This window comes from Nonomuraea sp. NPDC049625 (assembly GCF_040675285.1).
Lineage (GTDB): Bacteria > Actinomycetota > Actinomycetes > Streptosporangiales > Streptosporangiaceae > Nonomuraea > Nonomuraea angiospora_A.
Window position 1 is genome coordinate 232,025 of the sequence record NZ_JBFAOQ010000005.1, and the last position, 17,728, is coordinate 249,752.

General features: G+C 72.7%; 17 protein-coding genes. 6 read left to right on the forward strand and 11 right to left on the reverse strand.

Annotated elements, in window-relative coordinates; all coding sequences use genetic code 11:
• The first annotated feature begins 27 nt into the window (after positions 1–27).
• Positions 28–1,278: an aldehyde dehydrogenase family protein gene (locus tag AB0J87_RS23605; RefSeq protein WP_363968289.1), complete on the forward strand. Its 1,251-nt coding sequence runs from the start codon at positions 28–30 to the stop codon at positions 1,276–1,278.
• Here the strand turns inward: AB0J87_RS23605 and AB0J87_RS23610 are convergent.
• From AB0J87_RS23610 to AB0J87_RS23620, 3 genes are all read right to left on the reverse strand, one after another.
• On the reverse strand, positions 1,268–2,155 hold the full coding sequence (locus AB0J87_RS23610; RefSeq protein WP_363968291.1) for an alpha/beta fold hydrolase: 888 nt from the start codon (positions 2,153–2,155) through the stop codon (positions 1,268–1,270). The two genes, AB0J87_RS23605 and AB0J87_RS23610, sit on opposite strands and share 11 nt — an antisense overlap.
• Positions 2,156–2,158: 3 nt before the next feature.
• Complete coding sequence (locus AB0J87_RS23615; RefSeq protein WP_363968293.1) at positions 2,159–4,885, reverse strand: AAA family ATPase; 2,727 nt, start codon at positions 4,883–4,885, stop codon at positions 2,159–2,161.
• A 277-nt stretch (positions 4,886–5,162) separates the two neighbouring features.
• Positions 5,163–5,384: a hypothetical protein gene (locus AB0J87_RS23620; RefSeq protein ID WP_363968294.1), complete on the reverse strand. Its 222-nt coding sequence runs from the start codon at positions 5,382–5,384 to the stop codon at positions 5,163–5,165.
• Positions 5,385–5,556: 172 nt separating this feature from the next.
• On the opposite strand from AB0J87_RS23620, the gene AB0J87_RS23625 reads away from it, so the two are divergent.
• Positions 5,557–6,015, forward strand: coding sequence for a hypothetical protein (locus tag AB0J87_RS23625; RefSeq protein ID WP_363968296.1), 459 nt, complete (start codon positions 5,557–5,559; stop codon positions 6,013–6,015).
• A gap of 7 nt (positions 6,016–6,022) precedes the next feature.
• On the opposite strand, the gene AB0J87_RS23630 is transcribed toward AB0J87_RS23625, so the two are convergent.
• From AB0J87_RS23630 to AB0J87_RS23655, 6 genes are all read right to left on the reverse strand, one after another.
• Complete coding sequence (locus AB0J87_RS23630; RefSeq protein ID WP_363968298.1) at positions 6,023–7,594, reverse strand: ABC transporter permease; 1,572 nt, start codon at positions 7,592–7,594, stop codon at positions 6,023–6,025.
• Positions 7,591–8,481, reverse strand: a complete 891-nt coding sequence (locus AB0J87_RS23635) for an ABC transporter ATP-binding protein (RefSeq protein WP_363968300.1) — start codon at positions 8,479–8,481, stop codon at positions 7,591–7,593. The genes AB0J87_RS23630 and AB0J87_RS23635 overlap by 4 nt, the downstream gene beginning before the upstream one ends.
• A complete protein-coding gene (locus AB0J87_RS23640) occupies positions 8,478–9,107 on the reverse strand; it encodes a TetR/AcrR family transcriptional regulator (RefSeq protein ID WP_192783476.1) in 630 nt (209 codons plus the stop codon). Before AB0J87_RS23640 ends, AB0J87_RS23635 begins: the two co-directional genes overlap by 4 nt.
• 178 nt (positions 9,108–9,285) lie before the next feature.
• Positions 9,286–9,915, reverse strand: a complete 630-nt coding sequence (locus tag AB0J87_RS23645) for a Rid family hydrolase (protein ID WP_363968302.1) — start codon at positions 9,913–9,915, stop codon at positions 9,286–9,288.
• 14 nt (positions 9,916–9,929) lie between these two features.
• Positions 9,930–11,516, reverse strand: a complete 1,587-nt coding sequence (locus AB0J87_RS23650; RefSeq protein WP_363968304.1) for a flavin monoamine oxidase family protein — start codon at positions 11,514–11,516, stop codon at positions 9,930–9,932.
• 125 nt (positions 11,517–11,641) lie between these two features.
• Positions 11,642–12,103 carry a hypothetical protein gene (locus AB0J87_RS23655; RefSeq protein WP_363968306.1) on the reverse strand — a complete coding sequence of 154 codons (462 nt, stop codon included), beginning with the start codon at positions 12,101–12,103 and terminating at the stop codon, positions 11,642–11,644.
• A gap of 175 nt (positions 12,104–12,278) precedes the next feature.
• Here AB0J87_RS23655 and AB0J87_RS23660 point away from each other — a divergent pair, with 175 nt between their 5' ends.
• Entirely contained in the window at positions 12,279–12,998 is a 720-nt protein-coding gene (locus tag AB0J87_RS23660; RefSeq protein ID WP_363968308.1) for a hypothetical protein, read from the forward strand.
• A 145-nt stretch (positions 12,999–13,143) separates the two neighbouring features.
• Here AB0J87_RS23660 and AB0J87_RS23665 read toward each other — a convergent pair whose 3' ends face one another.
• Positions 13,144–13,614, reverse strand: coding sequence for a MarR family winged helix-turn-helix transcriptional regulator (locus tag AB0J87_RS23665; RefSeq protein WP_363968310.1), 471 nt, complete (start codon positions 13,612–13,614; stop codon positions 13,144–13,146).
• A gap of 132 nt (positions 13,615–13,746) precedes the next feature.
• Between AB0J87_RS23665 and AB0J87_RS23670 the strand changes: the two genes are divergently transcribed.
• On the forward strand, positions 13,747–14,739 hold the full coding sequence (locus tag AB0J87_RS23670) for a nitronate monooxygenase (RefSeq protein ID WP_363968312.1): 993 nt from the start codon (positions 13,747–13,749) through the stop codon (positions 14,737–14,739).
• 13 nt (positions 14,740–14,752) lie between these two features.
• Here AB0J87_RS23670 and AB0J87_RS23675 read toward each other — a convergent pair whose 3' ends face one another.
• On the reverse strand, positions 14,753–16,435 hold the full coding sequence (locus AB0J87_RS23675) for an aromatic amino acid ammonia-lyase (protein WP_363968314.1): 1,683 nt from the start codon (positions 16,433–16,435) through the stop codon (positions 14,753–14,755).
• A gap of 186 nt (positions 16,436–16,621) precedes the next feature.
• Between AB0J87_RS23675 and AB0J87_RS23680 the strand changes: the two genes are divergently transcribed.
• Positions 16,622–17,008 carry a PadR family transcriptional regulator gene (locus AB0J87_RS23680; protein WP_363968316.1) on the forward strand — a complete coding sequence of 129 codons (387 nt, stop codon included), beginning with the start codon at positions 16,622–16,624 and terminating at the stop codon, positions 17,006–17,008.
• A complete protein-coding gene (locus AB0J87_RS23685) occupies positions 17,005–17,727 on the forward strand; it encodes an RDD family protein (RefSeq protein WP_363968318.1) in 723 nt (240 codons plus the stop codon). Before AB0J87_RS23680 ends, AB0J87_RS23685 begins: the two co-directional genes overlap by 4 nt.
• Position 17,728: the final 1 nt, after the last annotated feature.

The following is a 17,728-nucleotide window of genomic DNA, read 5'->3' on the forward strand; positions in this document are numbered from 1 at the left end:
CCGCGCCCCACCGGCGAAAGGACGCCCTTGACCAGCTCCACCGACAACGCGGTGCGCACCTGCGCGATCCGGGCCCGACAGAGCTCCCCGGCTCTCGAACGCGCGACGGACGCCGACATCGACACCGCGCTACGCGGCATGGCCGAGCGGCTGCGCACCGCACGAGGCACCCTCGTCTCCGCCAACGAGGAGGATCTCGCCGCAGCCGTCTCCGCCGGAATGTCACCCGCCCTCCAGGACCGCCTGCGCCTCACCGGCGCACGGCTGGACGGCATGGCGGCGGAACTCCGCACCCTGGCGGACGTGCCGCACGAGCCCCGCGACAAGGTCCTCGAGGAACGCCCGGACCACCTGACCCTGCTGGAACGCCGCCGGCCCGTCGGCGTGATCGGCGCGAACTTCGAAGCGCGTCCCAACGTCACCCTCGACATCGCCTCCCAGTTCCTCAAATCACGCAACGCGGGCGTCCTGCGCACCGGCTCGGCCGCGTTGCGCTCGTCCCGGGCCATCGTGGAGCACGTGATCGCGCCGGCCCTCGCCGACGCCGGCCTCGACCCGGACGCCGTCCAGCTGGTGCCGAGCGAGGACCGCTCGGCGGCGTACGCGCTGGTGTCGCTGCCCGAGCTCATCCCGCTGGTCATCCTGCGCGGCAGCGGCGACAGCACCCGCGACCTCGGCCGCGAGGCCGCCCGGCACGGCGTGCGCACCCTCGCGCACGCCGACGGCGGCGGCGTCCTCTACATCCACTCGGCCGCCGACGACGACACCGTCCACCGGCTCATCACCGGCAGCCTCGACCGGCTGGGCGTGTGCAACCGGCTCAACCTGCTGCTCATCGACCGGTCCTGCTACGACGAGCGGCTGCCCGCCGTCCTCGAGGCCCTGGACCGCCTGGGCATCGGCGCGTCCCTGCCCCCGCACGCCCACCCGCGCGGGTACGAGTGGTCGCTCGACCCGGAGCGCGCGGCCACCGTGACCGTCGACGCCGCCGACGGCCCGCTGCACGCGGCCCGGATCGCCAACGAGGAGACCTCCGGGCTGGCGGCCGCCGTCGCGACCGAGGATCCGGCCGCCGCCGCGGAGTTCATCGACGCCTACGCCGGCTCCGGGGTGTTCTGGAACTCCACGACCCGGCTCCTCGACGGCTTCAAGCTGCTGCGGCTGCCGGAGACCGGCATCAACATCGACCGGGTGCCCGGCCCGCGCGGCCCGGTAAGCTTCCGGGACCTGTACCTGCGGCAGTACGTGGTCGTGCCGAGCGGGCGGCTCACGTCCTGACTTCGGAGGTGTGCGCGAGGATGGCGTCCGCCAGCTCCTCGTGCACCTCCGGCGGCAGCGTGTGCCCCATGCCCTCGACCATCATCAACCGCGCTCCCGGGATCCCCTCGGCGATGATCGCGCCATGGCCCGGCTTGGCCGGCTCGTGGGTGCCCTCGATCACCAGAGTGGGCACCTTCACCTGGCCCAGCACGCCCACCGGCTCGAAGTCCGGCTGAGCCATCGCGGCCAGGCGATGATTCACCACCGCGTCCAGATCCCGGGCCCGGTCAAAGATGCGCTCCTGCAGCCGGCGAGCGGCGTCCTCGTCGAACGGCAACCCCGTGCCATGCAGCACCCGCTGCTCAGCGATCATCGCCTCGATCCGCTCACGCCGGTCAGCCGGCGGCGGACTCGCCATCAGCCCTTGGTAGTGCGCCACGAACTCCGGCGCCGGCTCCGGCAGACTCCCCTCCGGCTGCGGCTGCCCCATCAACGCGCGCATGATCACCATGCCCTCACCCCCGCCGAGCGGCGAGGAACCGATGACGGTGAGCGAACGCACCCGCTCCGGCCGCTCCACCGCGATCAACTGCCCCAGCAGGCCACCCGCCGAATGACACACCAGATGCGCGCTCTCCAGACCATGCGCGTCCAACACCCGCAGCACATCGTCCCTGATGTCGCCCCAGGTATACGGCTCCTTCTCGAAGTCCACGGTCGCCGACCTGCCGGTGTCGCGGTGGTCGTACCGGATCACCCGGCGACCACCGGCGGTCAGCCGGCCAACGAACTCATCCGGCCACAGGATCCCCTGCGACATCGACCCCATCACCAGCAGAATCGGCTCGTCAGCAGCGGCGCCGAACTCTTCACTCCAGATCTCCACGTTTTGCATGACTCAGAGCATGCCGCCTCCGGCTACGGGCGCCTTCTGTAGAACTACCAGCCGCGCCAGATCCGTACGGGTACCGATGCCCAGCTTCGGATAGATCTTGTACAGGTGGTACTCGACCGTGCGCGGGCTCAGGAACAGCTGCGCGGCGATCTCCTTGCTGGACAGGCCGTCGGCGACCAGGCCCGCGATGCGCAGCTCCTGCGGGGTCAGCACGTCCAGCGCCGGGCCGCGGGCGGGCTCGGCGCTCTCGCCCGCCGCCCGCAGCTCTCCGTGCGCGCGCCGCGCCCACGGCTCCGCGCCCGCCCGCCGGAACGTCTCCAGCGCCGCCCGCAGATGCGGCCGCGCCTCGCCGGGCCGGTGCGCGCGGCGCAGCCGCTCGCCCAGCAGCAGGGCGGTCCTGGCCGCCTCGTACGGGTTCGCGTGCAGCCGCAGCGCCTCCTCCAGCTCCTTTTCCGGCAACTCCTTTTCCGGTGGCTCCTTCTCCGGGCCGGCGCCGACCAGGGCGCGGCACCGGGTCAGCAGGGCGCGCGACTCCGCGGTGGCCGCCTGTGCCGACCAGCGCTCGAACGCCTCCAGCGCCGCCCGCGCCGCCTCCAGGTCGCCCGCGCCCACGGCCGCCTCGATGCGATCCGGCGCCGAGCGCCACACCACCGTCGGATGCCCGGCCCCCGGACCCGCGGCCGTGATCGCGGTGAACCGGTCGTGCGCCGCGGCGAAACGGCCCGTCCCCAGGTCCAGCATGGCCAGCGCGTACGCGGCCACGCCCGCGCGCAGGCCCACCCGGTGCGGGATCGCGATGGCCAGCGCCTCCTGGGCGTGCCTACGGCACGTCTCCTCCTCGCCACGCAGCGCCGCCAGCACCGCGAGGTTGGCCAGGTGCGCGGCCACCGTGTTGGCGTACCCGGCCTCGCGGGCCAGCTCCAGCCCCTCCTCGGAGATGGCCTGACTCTCCGCCAGCCGCCCGGCGATCCGCTCGCCGGTGGCCACGAACTCCAGCACCACCGGCAGCTGCCCCACCATCCCCGACACCCTGGCCACCCGGCCCGCCCGGACTGCCAGGTCGGCCGCCAGATCGGCCTCGCCCAGGTAACTGGCCGCCGCCGTCGCCCACAGGAACCCGGCCGCCTCCGTCAGCTCCCCGGTCCTGCCCAGCGCCCGCCTGAGCATCCCGTGCCCGGTGCCGTCGGAGAGCATCAGGCCGATGCCGGTCAGCACGTCGCGCAGGAACCCCTCGGGGAAGGCCGCGGCCCGCCGGCCGATCTCGGCGATGGCGGCGGTGTCGCCCACGTACGAGGCCGCCTCGGCGGCGTCGGCCAGCATGTCCAGGCTGTCGCCCGTGGCCAGGATCCGCACCGCCTCGGCGGCGCTTCCGGAGTTCAGCTCGAACCTGCCCCGCAGCTGGGCGATCTCCATCTCCAGCGCGCGATCCCCGCCCGCGTGGTCGCGGGCCTCGGCCAGCAGGGACTCCGCCTGCCCCGGACGGCCACCGAGCCAGGCGGCCATGGCGGCGTCCTTGAGCCTGACCGCCCGGGTGTGCGGCGCCGGGGTCAGCTCGGCTGCCCTGGCCAGGGCGGTGGCGGCGTCGCCGTACCCGCCGCGGTCGCGGGCCCGGGCGGCGGTCTCGGTGAGCGCGGCGGCGACGCTCTCGTCCTGGCCGAGCGCGGCCGCCGCCAGGTGCCAGGCGCGGCGGTCCCCTTCGGACAGCCCGGCCAGCGCCTCGTGCGCCGCCCGGCGGGACGCCGGCGCCGCGGCCTCGTGCACGGCCGAGCGGATGAGGGGGTGACGGAATCGTACGGACGCGCCCTCGACCCGCACCAGCCCGGCGACCTCCAGCTCATGCAACGCCGCCCGCCCTGTCTCCGTCGACCCGGCCGCTTCCCGCCCATGCGGCGCCAACCTGCCCGCGCCGATCCGCGCGGCGGCGCGCAGCACCAGGTCGAGGTCGCTTTCCACGGCGGCGAGCAGGGCCACCAGCCGGGCGTCGTCCGGCAGCCCGGCCACCTGCTCACCGAACAGCTGCGTGCCACCGGGCAGCGGATCGGGCAGCGGCTCACGGCCCGCGAGCTGTCCGGGGCCCAACCGCCGTACGATCTCGCGCAGGGCCAGCGGGTTGCCGCCGGTGGCCGCCACGAGCTCCCTCTTGACGGCGGGCGGCATCGCGGCGTCGAGCAGTTCGGCCGCCGCCGGCTCCGGCAGGCCGCCGAGCCGCAGCGGCGGCACCCCCTTCACCGGCGCGTCCCCGCGCACGGCCAGCAGCATCGCGATCCGCTCCGTGCCGAGCCGTCTGGCGGCGAACAGCAGCGCGTCCGCCGAGGCCCGATCCACCCACTGGAAGTCGTCGACCACGCAGACCAGCCCGTCGGGCGCGGCGGCCTCGGCCAGCAGCGACAGAACCCCGGCCGCCAGCAGGAACCGGTCCCCCGACGCGCCCCCGCCCAGCCCGAGCGCCCCGCGCACGGCCTCGCGCTGCGGCTCCGGCAGCGTGTCCAGCAGCCCGGCGACCGGCCGCAGCAACTGGTGCAGCGCGGCGAAGGCCAGGTCGGACTCGGGCTCGACGCCCGTCGTCCTGAGCACCCGCATGGAGCCGCCCCGGGAGGCCGCCAGGTCGAGCAGGGCCGTCTTGCCCACGCCGGCCTCGCCCCGCAGCACCAAGGCATCGCCCGCGCCCTCGCGGGCCCGGGAGATCACGTCATCGATGGCGGCGATCTCCGCCGATCTGCCGAACAGCACAAGCGCCCACTGTATGCCCAAATCCGGACACCCCCGGCGGGCCGGCGTTCACTGGAGAAACACCGGAGCCGCGCCGCGACCGGGGCCGACCTCCCCTCGCTCCAGCACATCGGCCTCCAGCAGGCGCAGCCGGCCGGGCCCGAGGGGGCCGCTGGTGCCGCGTCCTCGCCGATCGACGCCGTCGACGGGTGAAGACGGTGGCCCGCTCGGATGCCTGCCGCAGGATGCGGCCGGCCGCCGTACGGGAGCGCCGCGAAGGCGTGGCCGCCGCCCGGTTTCACGGAGTGAGGGATGCGGGCGTCGGCTGGTCGGAGGGTGAGGATGCCGTGCTCTCGGCGGGTTCGTCGCGCGCGGGCTCGGGCGGGGTGTCGGAGCACTGCCCCCGGCAGTAACCGTTGGTGACGATCAGCCGCCCCCGAGCGGGCGTGTAGGCGCTGTCCTGCGCCCCGACGATCACACCCTGACACGTGGAGCAGATGAGCGGCTGGTCGGCTGTCATGAAAGCCCTTCCGAAGGTCCTCGCGTGCACGGTGCGCCCGGGAGACCGTCTCGGGCGCGGGATCTACCATGCCGGACGCCACCGACAATTCTCGCCGCCACATCCGGCCCGGAATGGGTGTGTACTTGAGACGCCCGGAAACCGACACCCCGACCGCCCTGGAGAAGTCGTCATGACCACGCCCGAGCCCATCACGACCTGGCGCGACGCTCGCTTCGACATGCCCGTCAGCCGGCAGCTGGAGCGCTACGACGCGTTGGCCGCCAAGGACGCGGCGGCTCGCGCCCGGGTCGAGCTGGTGACCCGGGGGATCTACGACCCCGACCGGCACGGCGCCGACGACCGGCCCGCGCTCACCGTGGCCGAGCACCTCGAGCTGCTGGCGCTGGCGGAGTGCATCGCGCGCACCGTACGCCATCCCGCCCACGTCCATCACGCGCTGCAGGCGGGGGCCACCTGGGCCGACATCGCGCGGATCGTCGACTCCGACGAGCCGACCGTCCGGCGGGACTACCAGCAGTGGGCCGACGACCAGCACGACCTCCACCAGAGCTACCCCCACCTCGGCATGACCGCCGACGAGTACGCCGCCGCGACCGCCAGGGCCGGCCAGGGCGCGCCGGACGCCTGAGCGGGGATCAGGCGGAGGGCACCAGGTTGCGGCGGCGCAGGAACGCCAGCCCCGCCGCGGCCAGGGCGACGGCCACCGCGGTCAGCCCCAGCAGCGGCGCCACCGCCGACGAGGAGCCGCCCAGCAGCATCGCCGGCACGTGCACGAACGGCGACAGGTTCAGGACGATCCCGGTGGCCAGCTTGAACTCCGCCAGCAGATCCACGACCAGGAAGAGGCCGAGCGCGGTCCAGCTCACGGCCACCGCCAGCCGGGGCAGCAGGCCGAACAGCAGCGTCGCGATCCCGACCACGGTCCAGACCGCGGGCAGGTACGCCAGCGTGGCCCCGGCGACGCGGGCCACGTCGCCGTCGTAGGTGAGCCCGGCCGCCGCGCCCAGCACGGCCAGCAGCAGCGCCGGGCTGACGACGGCGAACACCAGGTGGCTCAGCGCCCAGCGCAGCCGGCCGACGGGGGTGGACAGCAGGAGCTCGGCCCGGCCCGCCGCCTCCTCGCCGCGGGCGCGCAGCGCCGACACGAGCGCCGCCCCCGTGACGAGCTGGCTGAGCACGTACATCACGAAGGTGAAGAACACGTCCGAGATGCGGGCACCGGCGCCGCCGACGGTCGCGGCCAGCTGCTGGAACTGCGGCGTGTCCAGCTGGGTGTCCAGGCCTCGCGCCGACACGCCGAGCAGCGCCCCCAGCAGGCCGAACCCGATCGCGAAGCCCGCGAGCGTGCTCCGGTGCAGCCGTCCGGCCAGGCCGAACGGGCCCGGCAGCCCTCCGGTGGCGGGCCCCTGGCGGGTGGGCACCAGGCCGCCGGCCACGTCGCGCCGGGTGGACAGGACGAAGGCGGCCGTCGCCACGGCGGCGACGGCCACCGCGATCAGGCCCAGCACCCACCAGTGGTCGCCGGCGTAGGGCTTGGTCAGCCGGACCCAGCCGAACGGCGTCAGCCACGCCAGCCAGCCGATGCCGCCGGTGTCGGCCAGCGAGCGCAGCGCGAACAGCAGGCCGCCGACGGCGATCGCGATGCCGCGCGCCGTCCCGGATGACGCGGTGAGCTGCGCGGTGACCGCTGCCACGGCCGCGAACGCCCAGCCGCCCCCGGCGGTGGACAGCCCGAACAGCAGCGAGGAACCCGCGGGCAGGCCGCTCGCGATCAGCGGGACCACCGAAAGCAGGCCCAGCAGCAGGTTGGCGGCCAGCACGACCGCGAGCGCGGCGGCCAGCGGGGCGTGGCGGCCGATGACGCCCGACGACAGCAGCTCGCGCCGGCCGGTCTCCTCCTCGACCCGGGTGTGCCTGGTCACCAGCAGGATGCTGACCAGCCCGCCGATCAGCGCGAGGGACGAGCCGAGCGTCCAGGCGGTCAGGCCGCCGACGCTCGCGTCGTAGATGTGGCCGCGCATGGCCAGCTGCGCGGGGTTGCTCGCCGAGGCCGCCGCGAAGGCGTCGCGGGCGGCCTGGTCGGCGTACAGGTCGGTGGTGGCGGAGGCGATGCTCGCCGGCAGCAGCGCGCTGATCGCGATCCACACCGGCAGCAGCACGCGGTCCCTGCGCAGGATGAGCCGGATCAGGGTCAGGGTGCCGGTCATGCGGCGGCTCCCTCGTAGTGGCGCAGGAACAGCTCCTCCAGCGTCGGCGGCTGCGTGGTCAACGTCCGCACGCCCGCCCTGGCCAGCTCGGCGAGCACGGCGGTCAGCGCGTCGCCGTCCACCTGGCAGCGCAGCCGGGCGCCGTCCACGGTCAGGTCGTGCACGCCGGGCAGCGCGGCCAGCCCCGGCGCGGGCCCGATCAGCTCGGCCGTCACCGAGGTGCGGGTGAGGTGGCGCAGGTCGGCCAGGCTGCCGGACTCGACGGTACGGCCGGCGCGGATGATGCTGACGCGGTCGCACAGCGTCTCGACCTCCGACAGGATGTGGCTGGACAGCAGCACGGTGCGGCCGTCGCGCTTCTCCCGCAGGACGCAGTCGTTGAAGACCGCCTCCATCAGCGGGTCCAGGCCCGAGGTCGGCTCGTCCAGCACCAGGAGTTCCACGTCGGAGGCGAAGGCGGCCACCAGCGCCACCTTCTGCCGGTTGCCCTTGGAGTAGGTGCGGCACTTCTTGCGCGGGTCGAGCTCGAAGTGCTCGAGCAGCTCGGCGCGCCGCCGCGGGTCGAGGCCGCCGCGTACCCTGCCCAGCAGGTCGATGACCTCGCCGCCGGTCAGCGAGGGCCACAGGGTGACGTCGCCGGGCACGTAGGCGAGCCTTCGGTGCAGCTCGGTGGCGTCGTGCCACGGGTCGCCGCCGAGTAATTCGATCCGGCCGCCGTCGGCGCGCATCTGGCCCAGCAGGATGCGGATCGTGGTGGTCTTGCCGGCGCCGTTGGGGCCGAGGAAGCCGTGCACCTCCCCCGTCCTGACGGTGAGGTCGAGCCCGTCCAGGGCCCTTGCCGGGCCGAAGGTCTTGACCAGGCCGTCGGCGCGCACTGCGGCGTTCATTGTTGTCCCTCGAACTTCTCCAGCCCGGTCCGCGCCTGTTCGAACAGCTCGCGGCCGAGGAATTCGGGTCTGATCAGGTCGAGCTGGGCCTTGCCGACGCGCAGCGCGCCCTGCGGGGCGTAGAGGTCCGTGCCGAGCGCGCGGGAGACGTGCTCGTGCAGCACCGTGATGCCGAGCTTCATCGCCGTCAGCACGGTCGCGCGGGCGCGGTGGTCGGCCTCGGAGTGCTGGTCCTCGTTGGCGAGATGCTGCTCCGTCACGGTCACGAGGTCGTCGAACATGGTGGCCGCCGCCGGGGAGCCCTCCACGAGCGCGCGGCCGAGGTACTTCATCAGGGGCGGCGCGGTGCGGTGGACGTTCTCGATGAACTCGGGCTTCTCGAGGTTGCGGTCGGTGACGCCGGCGGTGACCTGCTCGCGCACGTAGCTGAGGACGTACTCGTCGCAGGCCTGCCTCAGCGCTTCCTTCGTGCCGAAGTGGTGCTGCACCAGGCCGGGCGAGACTCTGGCCGCCTCGGCGATCCCGCGGATCGTGGTGGCCTTGACCCCCTGCTCGGCGAACAACGCCATCGCGGCGTCGCGGATGCGGGCACGCGTGGTCAGGTCCTCTTCAGAAATTGGTCGCACGTCCAGCATTCTATACAGTTGTATTGGTTCCCATGCAAGCGTTCAACCAATCGGGCGTCGGAGGCCGGTGGCGGGAACGACGAAGGCGCCGCCTCTCTTCAGTGCGTGAGCAGAGGCGGCGCCTTCATGTTTCTTCCCTTGGACAACAGAGCCCACACCAGCCTCGGCAGTGCCGAGGTCAGTGCTTGTAGGCGGCGACGACCTCCACTTCGACGAGCCAGCCCGCGACCGGGAGGTTGGCGATCTCGATCGTCACGCGGGCCGGGCGGGCCGGGTTGACCTCCATGGGCGGGGCGGGCGGCGCGGTGCCGAGCGGGACGGGTACGGGCCGGCCGGAGGCCAGATCCGTGTTGGCGAAGAACTGGCGGTAGGCGCGGTTCCAGCCGGCGAAGTCCGCCGACTCGGCTCCGGGCGGCTTCTCCAGGTAGGCGCGCATCGAGATGACGTCGGCCAGGCCAAGCCCGGCCGCGGTGAGGTTGGCCTTGACGCGTTTGAGCACGTTGAGGGCCTGGGCCTCGGTGAGGGTGACGCCTGGAGGCAGGGTTCCGCCGGGGAGGTCGACGTAGCGTTCGGGAGAGTCGGCGGGGGCCGCGGGGTTGCCCGCCGCCGGTCCCAGGCCGCTGGCGGTGTACGTGGCCACCTGCTTCCCGAGTGCCACTCCGTCGGCGATCGCCGGGTTGGTGCTGCCCTCGGGGAGGAACGGCCTGACCTCCTGCGGCCGGGGCGACCAGGTGGGGGTGGCGGCAGCCGTACCCGTGCCGAGGACGAGGACGACGGCCGCGGGGAGGGCGATGGTGCGGATCTTCATGCGGAGGTGTCCTCTCAGGAGGTGCTCAGGACGCGCTGGTGCAGCTCGGTGACGACCTTGCGGGCGGACTCCAGGGCTCCCGCCTGCCAGGCGATCATGTAGCTCAGCCAGTCACCCGCGAAGTACACGTGCCCGGCGGGCTTGCCGAGCAGCTGGTACGCGCCCTGCCGGGACGGCCAGCCCACCCACGCGCCCTCGATGTGCGGCTGGAGTTTCCAGGCGATGGACACCGACGACGCCAGTTCGTCGCGATATTTCGCACCATGGATCTTCATGCCCTGCTCGATCGCGCGGCGCTCGCGCTCGGCCGGCTTCAGCGCGGCGTACGCGTCGGCCTGGGCGCCGAAGTTGTAGTAGCCGACGACCATGCCGCGCGAGCCGCCGTACCCGTAGGAGGGGTACCAGATCGTGCCCAGGTCCAGGTCGGTGGCGGTGACGCCGCCGTAGATGTCCTCGTCGACCTCCCACCAGCGGCGGCGGTACTCCAGGCCGATCTTGCCCGCGTTCGTGGGGGTCGGGGTGGCGAGGGCGGCCTGGACCTCCGGGCCGAGGTTGTGCGCGGTTCTGGCCAGGATGTGCGGGGGCATCGCCGCGACGCACAGGTCCGCCTTGATCTTCTGGGTACGGCCATGGCGGTCCTCGTACTCGACCTCCACGCCGTCCGGCAGATCGGTGATCCTGGTGACCTTGGCCCGCAGCCGGATCCGCTGCCGCCCGATCTTGCCGGCGAAGGCCCGCGGGATCGCGTCCATGCCGCCCACCGGCTGGAACATCAGCATCGCCTGGTCGTAGCCGAACTCGAACGCGAACCGCTGCCCGACGCCGCTGGCCAGCACCTCCGACAGCGACGGCACCGGCCCGAGCGCCGTGCCCGGCTGCTCGCCCGCGCCCGGGTTCACGCTGTGGCCGCGGCGGGTGCCTCCGGAGTACTTGAACCCGCTCGCCTTGTCCCCCACCGCCCCGAAGCCCGACAGGAAGGAGATCAGCCGCTCCTTGTCCTGCGCCGTGAGCGCGGTGTCGAGCGCCCCCGCGTCGGTCGCCCGCGACAGCAGCTCCGAGACGTATCCGTACACGTCGGCCTTGGCGGTGCGCCAGCGGACGGGGGCCCGCATGTTCTGGTGGTAGATGTAGGCCTGGGCGTTGGAGTTGGTGAAGACCTCCAGGTCCACGCCGAGCTCGCGGCAGTAGTCCATGGTGACCATCCACTGCGCCAGCCGGGCCGGCCCCGCGTTGAGGTAGACGCCGTCACCGAACTTCGAGACCTGCGTGGAGCCGTCCAGCTCGGTCACGCGGTCGCCGCCGCGGATGGTCCAGTTCCGGCCGCCCACCCGGTCGAGCGCCTCCAGAATCGTGCAGTCGTAGCCCGCCTTGCCCAGTTCGTACGCCGTGGCGAGGCCGGCTATCCCGGCGCCGAGGATCACGACCTTCTTCGCGGAGCGCCCGGCGAGGGAGAAGTCGGACTGCTGCGGCGGGTCGAAGGTCCCCTTCGCGGACGCCTCGGCGGTCGGCGCGAGCCCGAGCGCGCCCATGGTCGCGAAGAGCGCGCCTGCCCCACCGGAGACACCGACGGCGGACAGGAAATCGCGTCTGCTGTACCCCAACACTTACCTCCAAGATTTTGCTGGAGGTGAGTCTGGAAGCGTTTTGTTGCCGTTCATCCGTCGGTGTGTTGTTTGTGCGTTGCAAGCAGATCATCGGGTTTGTAGTGAAAAGTGAGGTTTCAGGGTCAGTCTCGGCTGGAACAGCGGGCGTAGAGGTCACGGGCGCTGGCGTGCAGGAGCTGGCCGGACTCGCGCCGCATGCCGCCGACCGGCCAGGCCGTGCCGAGCACTTCGACGGACATGAGGTCCGCGTACAGGCGTCGTCCCTGAGCCCGTACGTCCTTGGCGACGGCGGGGTCGACGAGAGCGATCATGGCGGCGGCGTACATCCATCGGGATCGCCACCGCGCCAGGGCGACGCCGCGCTCGTGCCGCGTCGTCGCGTCGCGCATGCCGGTACGGACGTCCTCGATTGCCGCGGCCAGATCCAGGGCGGCCCGGCGAGCTCGTTCCCGGCGGGCGGTGCGCCGCCGGGTCCGCCCCCGGATCAGCGCCGAGCAGGCCCCCAGCACCACGATGCCGATCAACGATATCCCCGCAGCGCCCCACGGTGCGGCCGCGTCCGCCCCGGCGGTGTCTCCAAGCATGTCCGGACCATATGGGCCGCGAGCCCAACAGCCGATCAAGCCCGGCACTTGCCGCGCCCAAGATGCTCATAGCGGCATTGACCATGAACACCATCCCCAACACTGGGGAATGCCCGGGCCGCCGCCCCGCCCGACCATGAAGGAGTTCGCACCACTAACAGGGGGAGGCAAACCCGTGACAAGCATCGCGACCCCGGCCCGCCGCCAGATCGAGCGGTTCCTGGAGTTCTCCGACCACGTCGGCGGCCTGAACGAGGCCGACGTGCTGGCGCTGCTCCGCGACCGGGGCATCACCACGCTGGAGGCGCTCGTCAGCAAGGCCGTCAACGCGCCCCGCTCCGCCCCGCCCATCCAGATGGACGCGGCCCAGGCATTGAGCAGGCCCGCGGCCGCCTCCACCCAGCCCGCCACCCACCCCGCGCCCGCCATGGCGGTGGTCGTGGACGGCGTCGAACACGACCCCCGCGACCTGTCGCGGTTCGACGGCCGTCCGCTGACCTACATCTACGGCACCGAGCGCCTGGTCGCGCTGACCGACGACAGCGCGCTCAACGGCGCGGCGTGGGCGGCCTCGCAACTGCGCGCGGCCGACCCCCGCCCTGCGACGCAGGGCCAGGTCCAGATGTTCGAGCACGTGGACTACGGCGGCGACTGGTTCTGGTGCGGCGCCCGGCAGGCGCACAACGACCTGACCAGCGTCCACCACGGCCCGCTCCACCTGCACGACTGGAACGACGTCATCAGCTCCATGGGCGGCACGAACAACTCCGTCCGCTACTACGAGCACATCAACTTCAGCGGCAGCTCCCTGTTCGTCCAGCCCTTCGCCGACATCCCGACCCTCGTCCCCAGCGGATGGAACGATCGCATCTCCTCCGTCTGGAACCTGGGCTGACCGCCCGGCCGCGGCAGCAGGACGGCACCACCACCTGCCCGCGGCCGACCGAACCCCTCCGCCCCGGCGAGCCGTAGCGAGAACGCCGCCGGGACCCGCGAGCCCGCTCTGCGCGAGCGGGCTCGCGGCTTTTCTCGGCAAGGTCCTACTGGCGCTGCTGCCCCAGCAGTTTGGCGAGGATCGCGCTCAGCTGGCTGCGCTCGTCGCCGGTGAGAGCGTGGAAGGTGTCGTCGAGGAACGCCGGGATCGAAGCCTGGGCGGCGGCCAGCCGTCGCCGCCCCGAGTCGGTGATGGTGACGGCGTAGGAACGCCGGTCACGCGGGTTGCGCTCCCTGCGGACGTGGCCCTCCCGCTCCAGGTCGTCGCAGACGCCGACCATGACGCTGCGGTCGATCCGCAGCTCCTCGCTGAGCGTCTGCTGGGAGCAGGGGCCGACGGCGTCGAGCATCTGGAGCACGAGATGCTGACCGACCCCGAGCCCTTCCTCGGCGGCGTGCGCGTCGGCGGCGCGGGCCACGGCGGACGAGGCCCGGCACAGCGCGATGTCCAGCCGCTCGGCGGCGAGTCGCGGGAAGTACGCCGCCCCACGGTCCGTCGTCCTGGTCGTCGCCGCCATCGCTCTCCTTCCGGGTGAGCCGCCAGTCTAGCGCACATCCATCTCCTCTCAGATCGTTTTACATAAGATGATTGGCTGGCAAACGGTCCGCCTGCCGCCCGCTGTCGCCGCCGATGAGCGATGATGGCGATCATGGCATTGATGACGGAGTTCACGGAGCTGTTCGGGGTTCGGCATCCGATCGCGCTGGCCCCGATGGGCGGCTCGGCCGGCGGAGCGCTGACCGCGGCCGTCTCCAACGGCGGCGGGCTGGGGCTGCTGGGCTCCGGAAACGGAGACCCGGACTGGCTGGCCCGTGAGCTCCCGATCGTCACGCGGAGCACCGACCAGCCGTGGGGTGTCGGCTTCCAGGTCTGGGCGACCGGCGTCGGCGCGGTCGAGCGGGTGCTGGAGCACGGCCCCAGGGCGGTGATGCTGTCCTTCGGCGATCCGCGTCCGTTCGCCGAGCGCGTCCGGGCCTCCGGCACGGCACTGATCATTCAGGTCACCGACCTGGAGGAGGCGCGGCAGGCGATGGACGCGGGCGCCGATGTCATCGTGGCGCAGGGCACCGAGAGCGGCGGGCACGGGGCCCGGCATGGACGGTCGACGCTGCCGTTCGTACCGGTCGTGGTGGACCTGGTGGCTCCGGTGCCCGTGCTGGCCGCGGGCGGGATCGCCGACGGTCGCGGCGTGGCCGCGGCGCTGGCTCTGGGCGCCGCCGGGGCGCTCATCGGCACCCGATTCCAGGCCACCGCCGAGGCCCTGGTCGACCCTTCGGCCGCCAGGTCGATCGTCGAAGGCCGCGGGCAGGACACCAGCCGCAGCCGGGTGCTGGACATCGCCCGCGGCTCCAAGTGGCCCTCGAAGTACACCGCCCGTACTCTCGGCCACCCGTTCATCGATCGATGGCTGGGCCGGGAAGCGGACCTGGCCGGGGATCCCCAGGCCAGGCAGGACTACCAGGACGCCGTGGCACGCGGGGATGTGCCCGCGTTGCCGGTGTGGGCCGGCGAGGCCGTCGATCTCATCACGGACCTGCCGCCCGCGGCCGACCTCGTCGCCCGCCTGGCCGCGCAGGCCGAGAACGCGCTGGCCCGCGCGGGCAGAAAGCGGCCGGAAGACCGACCGGACCGGTCTGACTGAGCGGCTTCCGACGTCAGGCGGCGGCGGTCGGTACGAGGCGGCGGTTGCGTACGAGCCAGATGGCGCGCTCCAGGTCGGGAGTCATGTAGCGGTCGTCGCCCAGAGGGGTGATGTGCTGCCGGATCTCCGCGTGCAGGGACCGCGTGACGGCGCCGAGCGGCAGGCCCTCCATCTTCTGCGCGATGAGGTCGATGCCCTGGGCCGCCATCATGTACTGGACGGCCAGGACGACCCCGAGCCGGTCCAGGTTCTGCTGCAGGTTCCTGACCGAGGCCATCGCCATCGTGTTGTGGTCCTCCTGCCCGTCCTTGACCGGCCGGGACAGCGTTCCCGCCGGCGTGGCCCTCACCTGCATCTCCGGGACCAGCGCGGCGGCCACCGTCTGCACCTGCACCATGCCGGAGTTGAGGCCGACGGTCCCGCCGGCGAGGTTGGCGGGCAGGCCGTAGCTCCACTTGGGCGACAGCAGCCGCCCCGACAGCTCCTGCGACAGCACCCCGACGTCGGTGATCTCCGCGTTCAGGGTGTCGGCCAGGTGCCCCATGATGGAGGCGTCCCAGTTGCCGCCCATCACGAACTCGTACCCCTGACCGTCCCCGCGCAGGAAGACCAGCGGGTTGGAGGTCGAGGAGTTGGCCTCCCGCACGAGTGCGCGGCGCGTCTCGGCCAGCGCGTGCCGCAGGCCGGCCAGGATGTGCGGCGCGGCCCGCACCGACACCGCGTCCTGGATGCGCGGCTCGTAGTTCGCCGGGTCGAGGCGTTTGCGGCCCTCCTCCGTCATCCAGCCCGAGCCCGCGACCATCGCGCGCAGCCGCGTGGCCACCGCGTCCTGCTCGGGGATGTGGCGTTCCTTGTGGGTACGCGCGTCGAGCGAGCCCTGCTCGGCCCTGGTCGCCTCCATGAACAGGGCGAAGGCTCCCTCCGCCTGGTCGGCGAGCGTGGTGGCCCGGTAGACGGCGTTCATCAGCACGGCGGCCACGACGGTGCTACCGCTGATGATGGGCAGCGCCTCCCCCGCCTGGAAGACGAAGTCCCTGGGCAGCCCGGCCTGCGGCAGGATCTCGGAGGCGGGCCCCTCCCTGCCCAGGTAGCGTACGGGCGCGTTCTCGCCGGCCGCCGCGAGTCCCGCGGCGGCCTGCGGCTGGAGGTCCCCGGTGCCCAGCGACCCGATCTGCGGCATCCGCGGGATGACTCCGGCGTTGACCATGGACAGCAGGCGCTGCGGCACCTCGGGCCGCACCCCGTACGTTCCCCTGGCCATCTGGTTCGCCTTGAGGATCAGGGCCAGCTTGGCCACGTTGTCGGGCAGCGGCTCGCCGACGCCCGCGGCGTGGGAGCGCAGGACGTTGTGCTGGAACTGCTCGGCCTGTTCCGGCGTGAGGGGGCGGTCCTTCAGCGGCCCGAGCGCCTGGTTCCAGCCGTACACGCGCTGGTTGGCCAGGGCGGCCAGCGCCCCCTGCCGCGTCTGGTTCATGGTCGCCGGCACGGTCGCCGCGAGCTGTGCGGTGACGGGGCGGCCCGAGAGGACCGCGAAGGCATCCCGCAGCGAGAAGGAGCTTCCGTCCAGGACCAGGCTCAGCGGCCGCGGCGGCGCCGCCGCGGGCGGGCGTTCGGGGGTGGCGACGGCCTGGCCCGGTACGAACATGGCGACGAGCAGGGCCGCACCCGCGGCTGCTCGTCCGACTCTGGTGGTCAACGTGTCCCCCGGCCTTTGCGACGCGGATCAGCAACGCTCCCTTTTAGACACGGGACGGGACGGCGTAGAAGACGGCTCGGCAATGGCGGGACAAATGCTGACTCACCCTCGACCGGTCCGTGACAGGCCGTGTTCGAGGTGACCCGATACCTTGCCACACAAGGTATCGGGTCGTACTTTGGTCATATGCCTGAGGACACCGAGGCGACGCCGGGCTCGGCCACCGTCGCCCGCCTCCGCCGCGAGCTCGCGCGGGGCACGACCGAGCTGGCCGTGCTGTCCGTCCTCGACGTCCGCCGCCGGTACGGCTACGAGCTGCTGAAACTGCTGCGGCAGGCGGGTGAAGGGGTCCTTGAGGTCAAGGAGGGCACGCTCTACCCGCTGCTGCACCGGCTCGAGGACGCCGGCCACATCCTCGCGACCTGGGAGGCGGAAGGGCGGGCCAGGCCGCGCAAGTACTACGTCATCACCCCGGACGGTCGCACTTACCTCGCCATGCTGCGGGCCGAGTGGACCGGCCTGGTGGACGCCATGCGACAGCTACTCGACACCCTTGGCGAGGTGCAGGAATGAGCGACGAACAGCAGATCATCGACGACTACGCGGAAAGGGCCGGACGGCACCTGACCGGCCCGGCCCGGGAGAGGGTGAAGGCGGAGCTCGTCGATCACCTGTCCGACGCGGCGGAGGCGGGCGAGCTGGCCGAGGCCCTGAGCCGGCTCGGCACCCCGGAAGAGGCGGCGGCAGCCTTCGCCGAGATCGACTCAACGCCGCCCGCCCGCGTGGACGTGCGGTTCGTCGCCGTGCTGATCGACAACCTGCCGCTCGTCGGCGTCACGATCGCGCTGCTCGTCCAAGGGCTCGGCCGGATGGCCGAGCAGGGAAGCGCGTTCAGCCTGGCGTTCCCGCCCTTCGTGTACGTCAAGGTCGGCGGCGTCTGCGTGTCCACGGCACCCCAGGGGTGCGGAATCGCCGCCTACGACTCCGCCGGGCTGCTCTACGCCCTGGGCGTCCCGCTCGCCATGGCCTGGTCGATCGTCGGGCTGGGGCTGCTGGAGGCGTGGACCGGCACGACGCCGGGCAAGCGCGCCATGAAATTACGGGTGGTGACCGAGGCCGGGCTGCGCATCCGTCCGGTCGCCGGCATCGTGCGCAGGCTCAGCCTGCTGCTGGGGCCGTTCGCCTGGCTGGACTGGGCTCCCGTCGTGTGGGGCGACCGGCGGCGGGTGCTCGATCACCTGGTCGCGACCAAGGTCGTCAACGCCCAGGTCAACGACGTTTCCGCGGGGTAAG

Coding starts and splice junctions, on each gene's coding strand:
- AB0J87_RS23655 (WP_363968306.1), bottom strand. CDS start 12,103: ATGCTTGGAGACACCGCCGGGGCGGACGCGGCCGCACCGTGGGGCGCT.
- AB0J87_RS23625 (WP_363968296.1), top strand. CDS start 5,557: ATGACCACGCCCGAGCCCATCACGACCTGGCGCGACGCTCGCTTCGAC.
- AB0J87_RS23610 (WP_363968291.1), bottom strand. CDS start 2,155: ATGCAAAACGTGGAGATCTGGAGTGAAGAGTTCGGCGCCGCTGCTGAC.
- AB0J87_RS23680 (WP_363968316.1), top strand. CDS start 16,622: ATGCCTGAGGACACCGAGGCGACGCCGGGCTCGGCCACCGTCGCCCGC.
- AB0J87_RS23620 (WP_363968294.1), bottom strand. CDS start 5,384: ATGACAGCCGACCAGCCGCTCATCTGCTCCACGTGTCAGGGTGTGATC.
- AB0J87_RS23645 (WP_363968302.1), bottom strand. CDS start 9,915: ATGAAGATCCGCACCATCGCCCTCCCCGCGGCCGTCGTCCTCGTCCTC.
- AB0J87_RS23665 (WP_363968310.1), bottom strand. CDS start 13,614: ATGGCGGCGACGACCAGGACGACGGACCGTGGGGCGGCGTACTTCCCG.
- AB0J87_RS23630 (WP_363968298.1), bottom strand. CDS start 7,594: ATGACCGGCACCCTGACCCTGATCCGGCTCATCCTGCGCAGGGACCGC.
- AB0J87_RS23635 (WP_363968300.1), bottom strand. CDS start 8,481: ATGAACGCCGCAGTGCGCGCCGACGGCCTGGTCAAGACCTTCGGCCCG.
- AB0J87_RS23670 (WP_363968312.1), top strand. CDS start 13,747: ATGGCATTGATGACGGAGTTCACGGAGCTGTTCGGGGTTCGGCATCCG.
- AB0J87_RS23685 (WP_363968318.1), top strand. CDS start 17,005: ATGAGCGACGAACAGCAGATCATCGACGACTACGCGGAAAGGGCCGGA.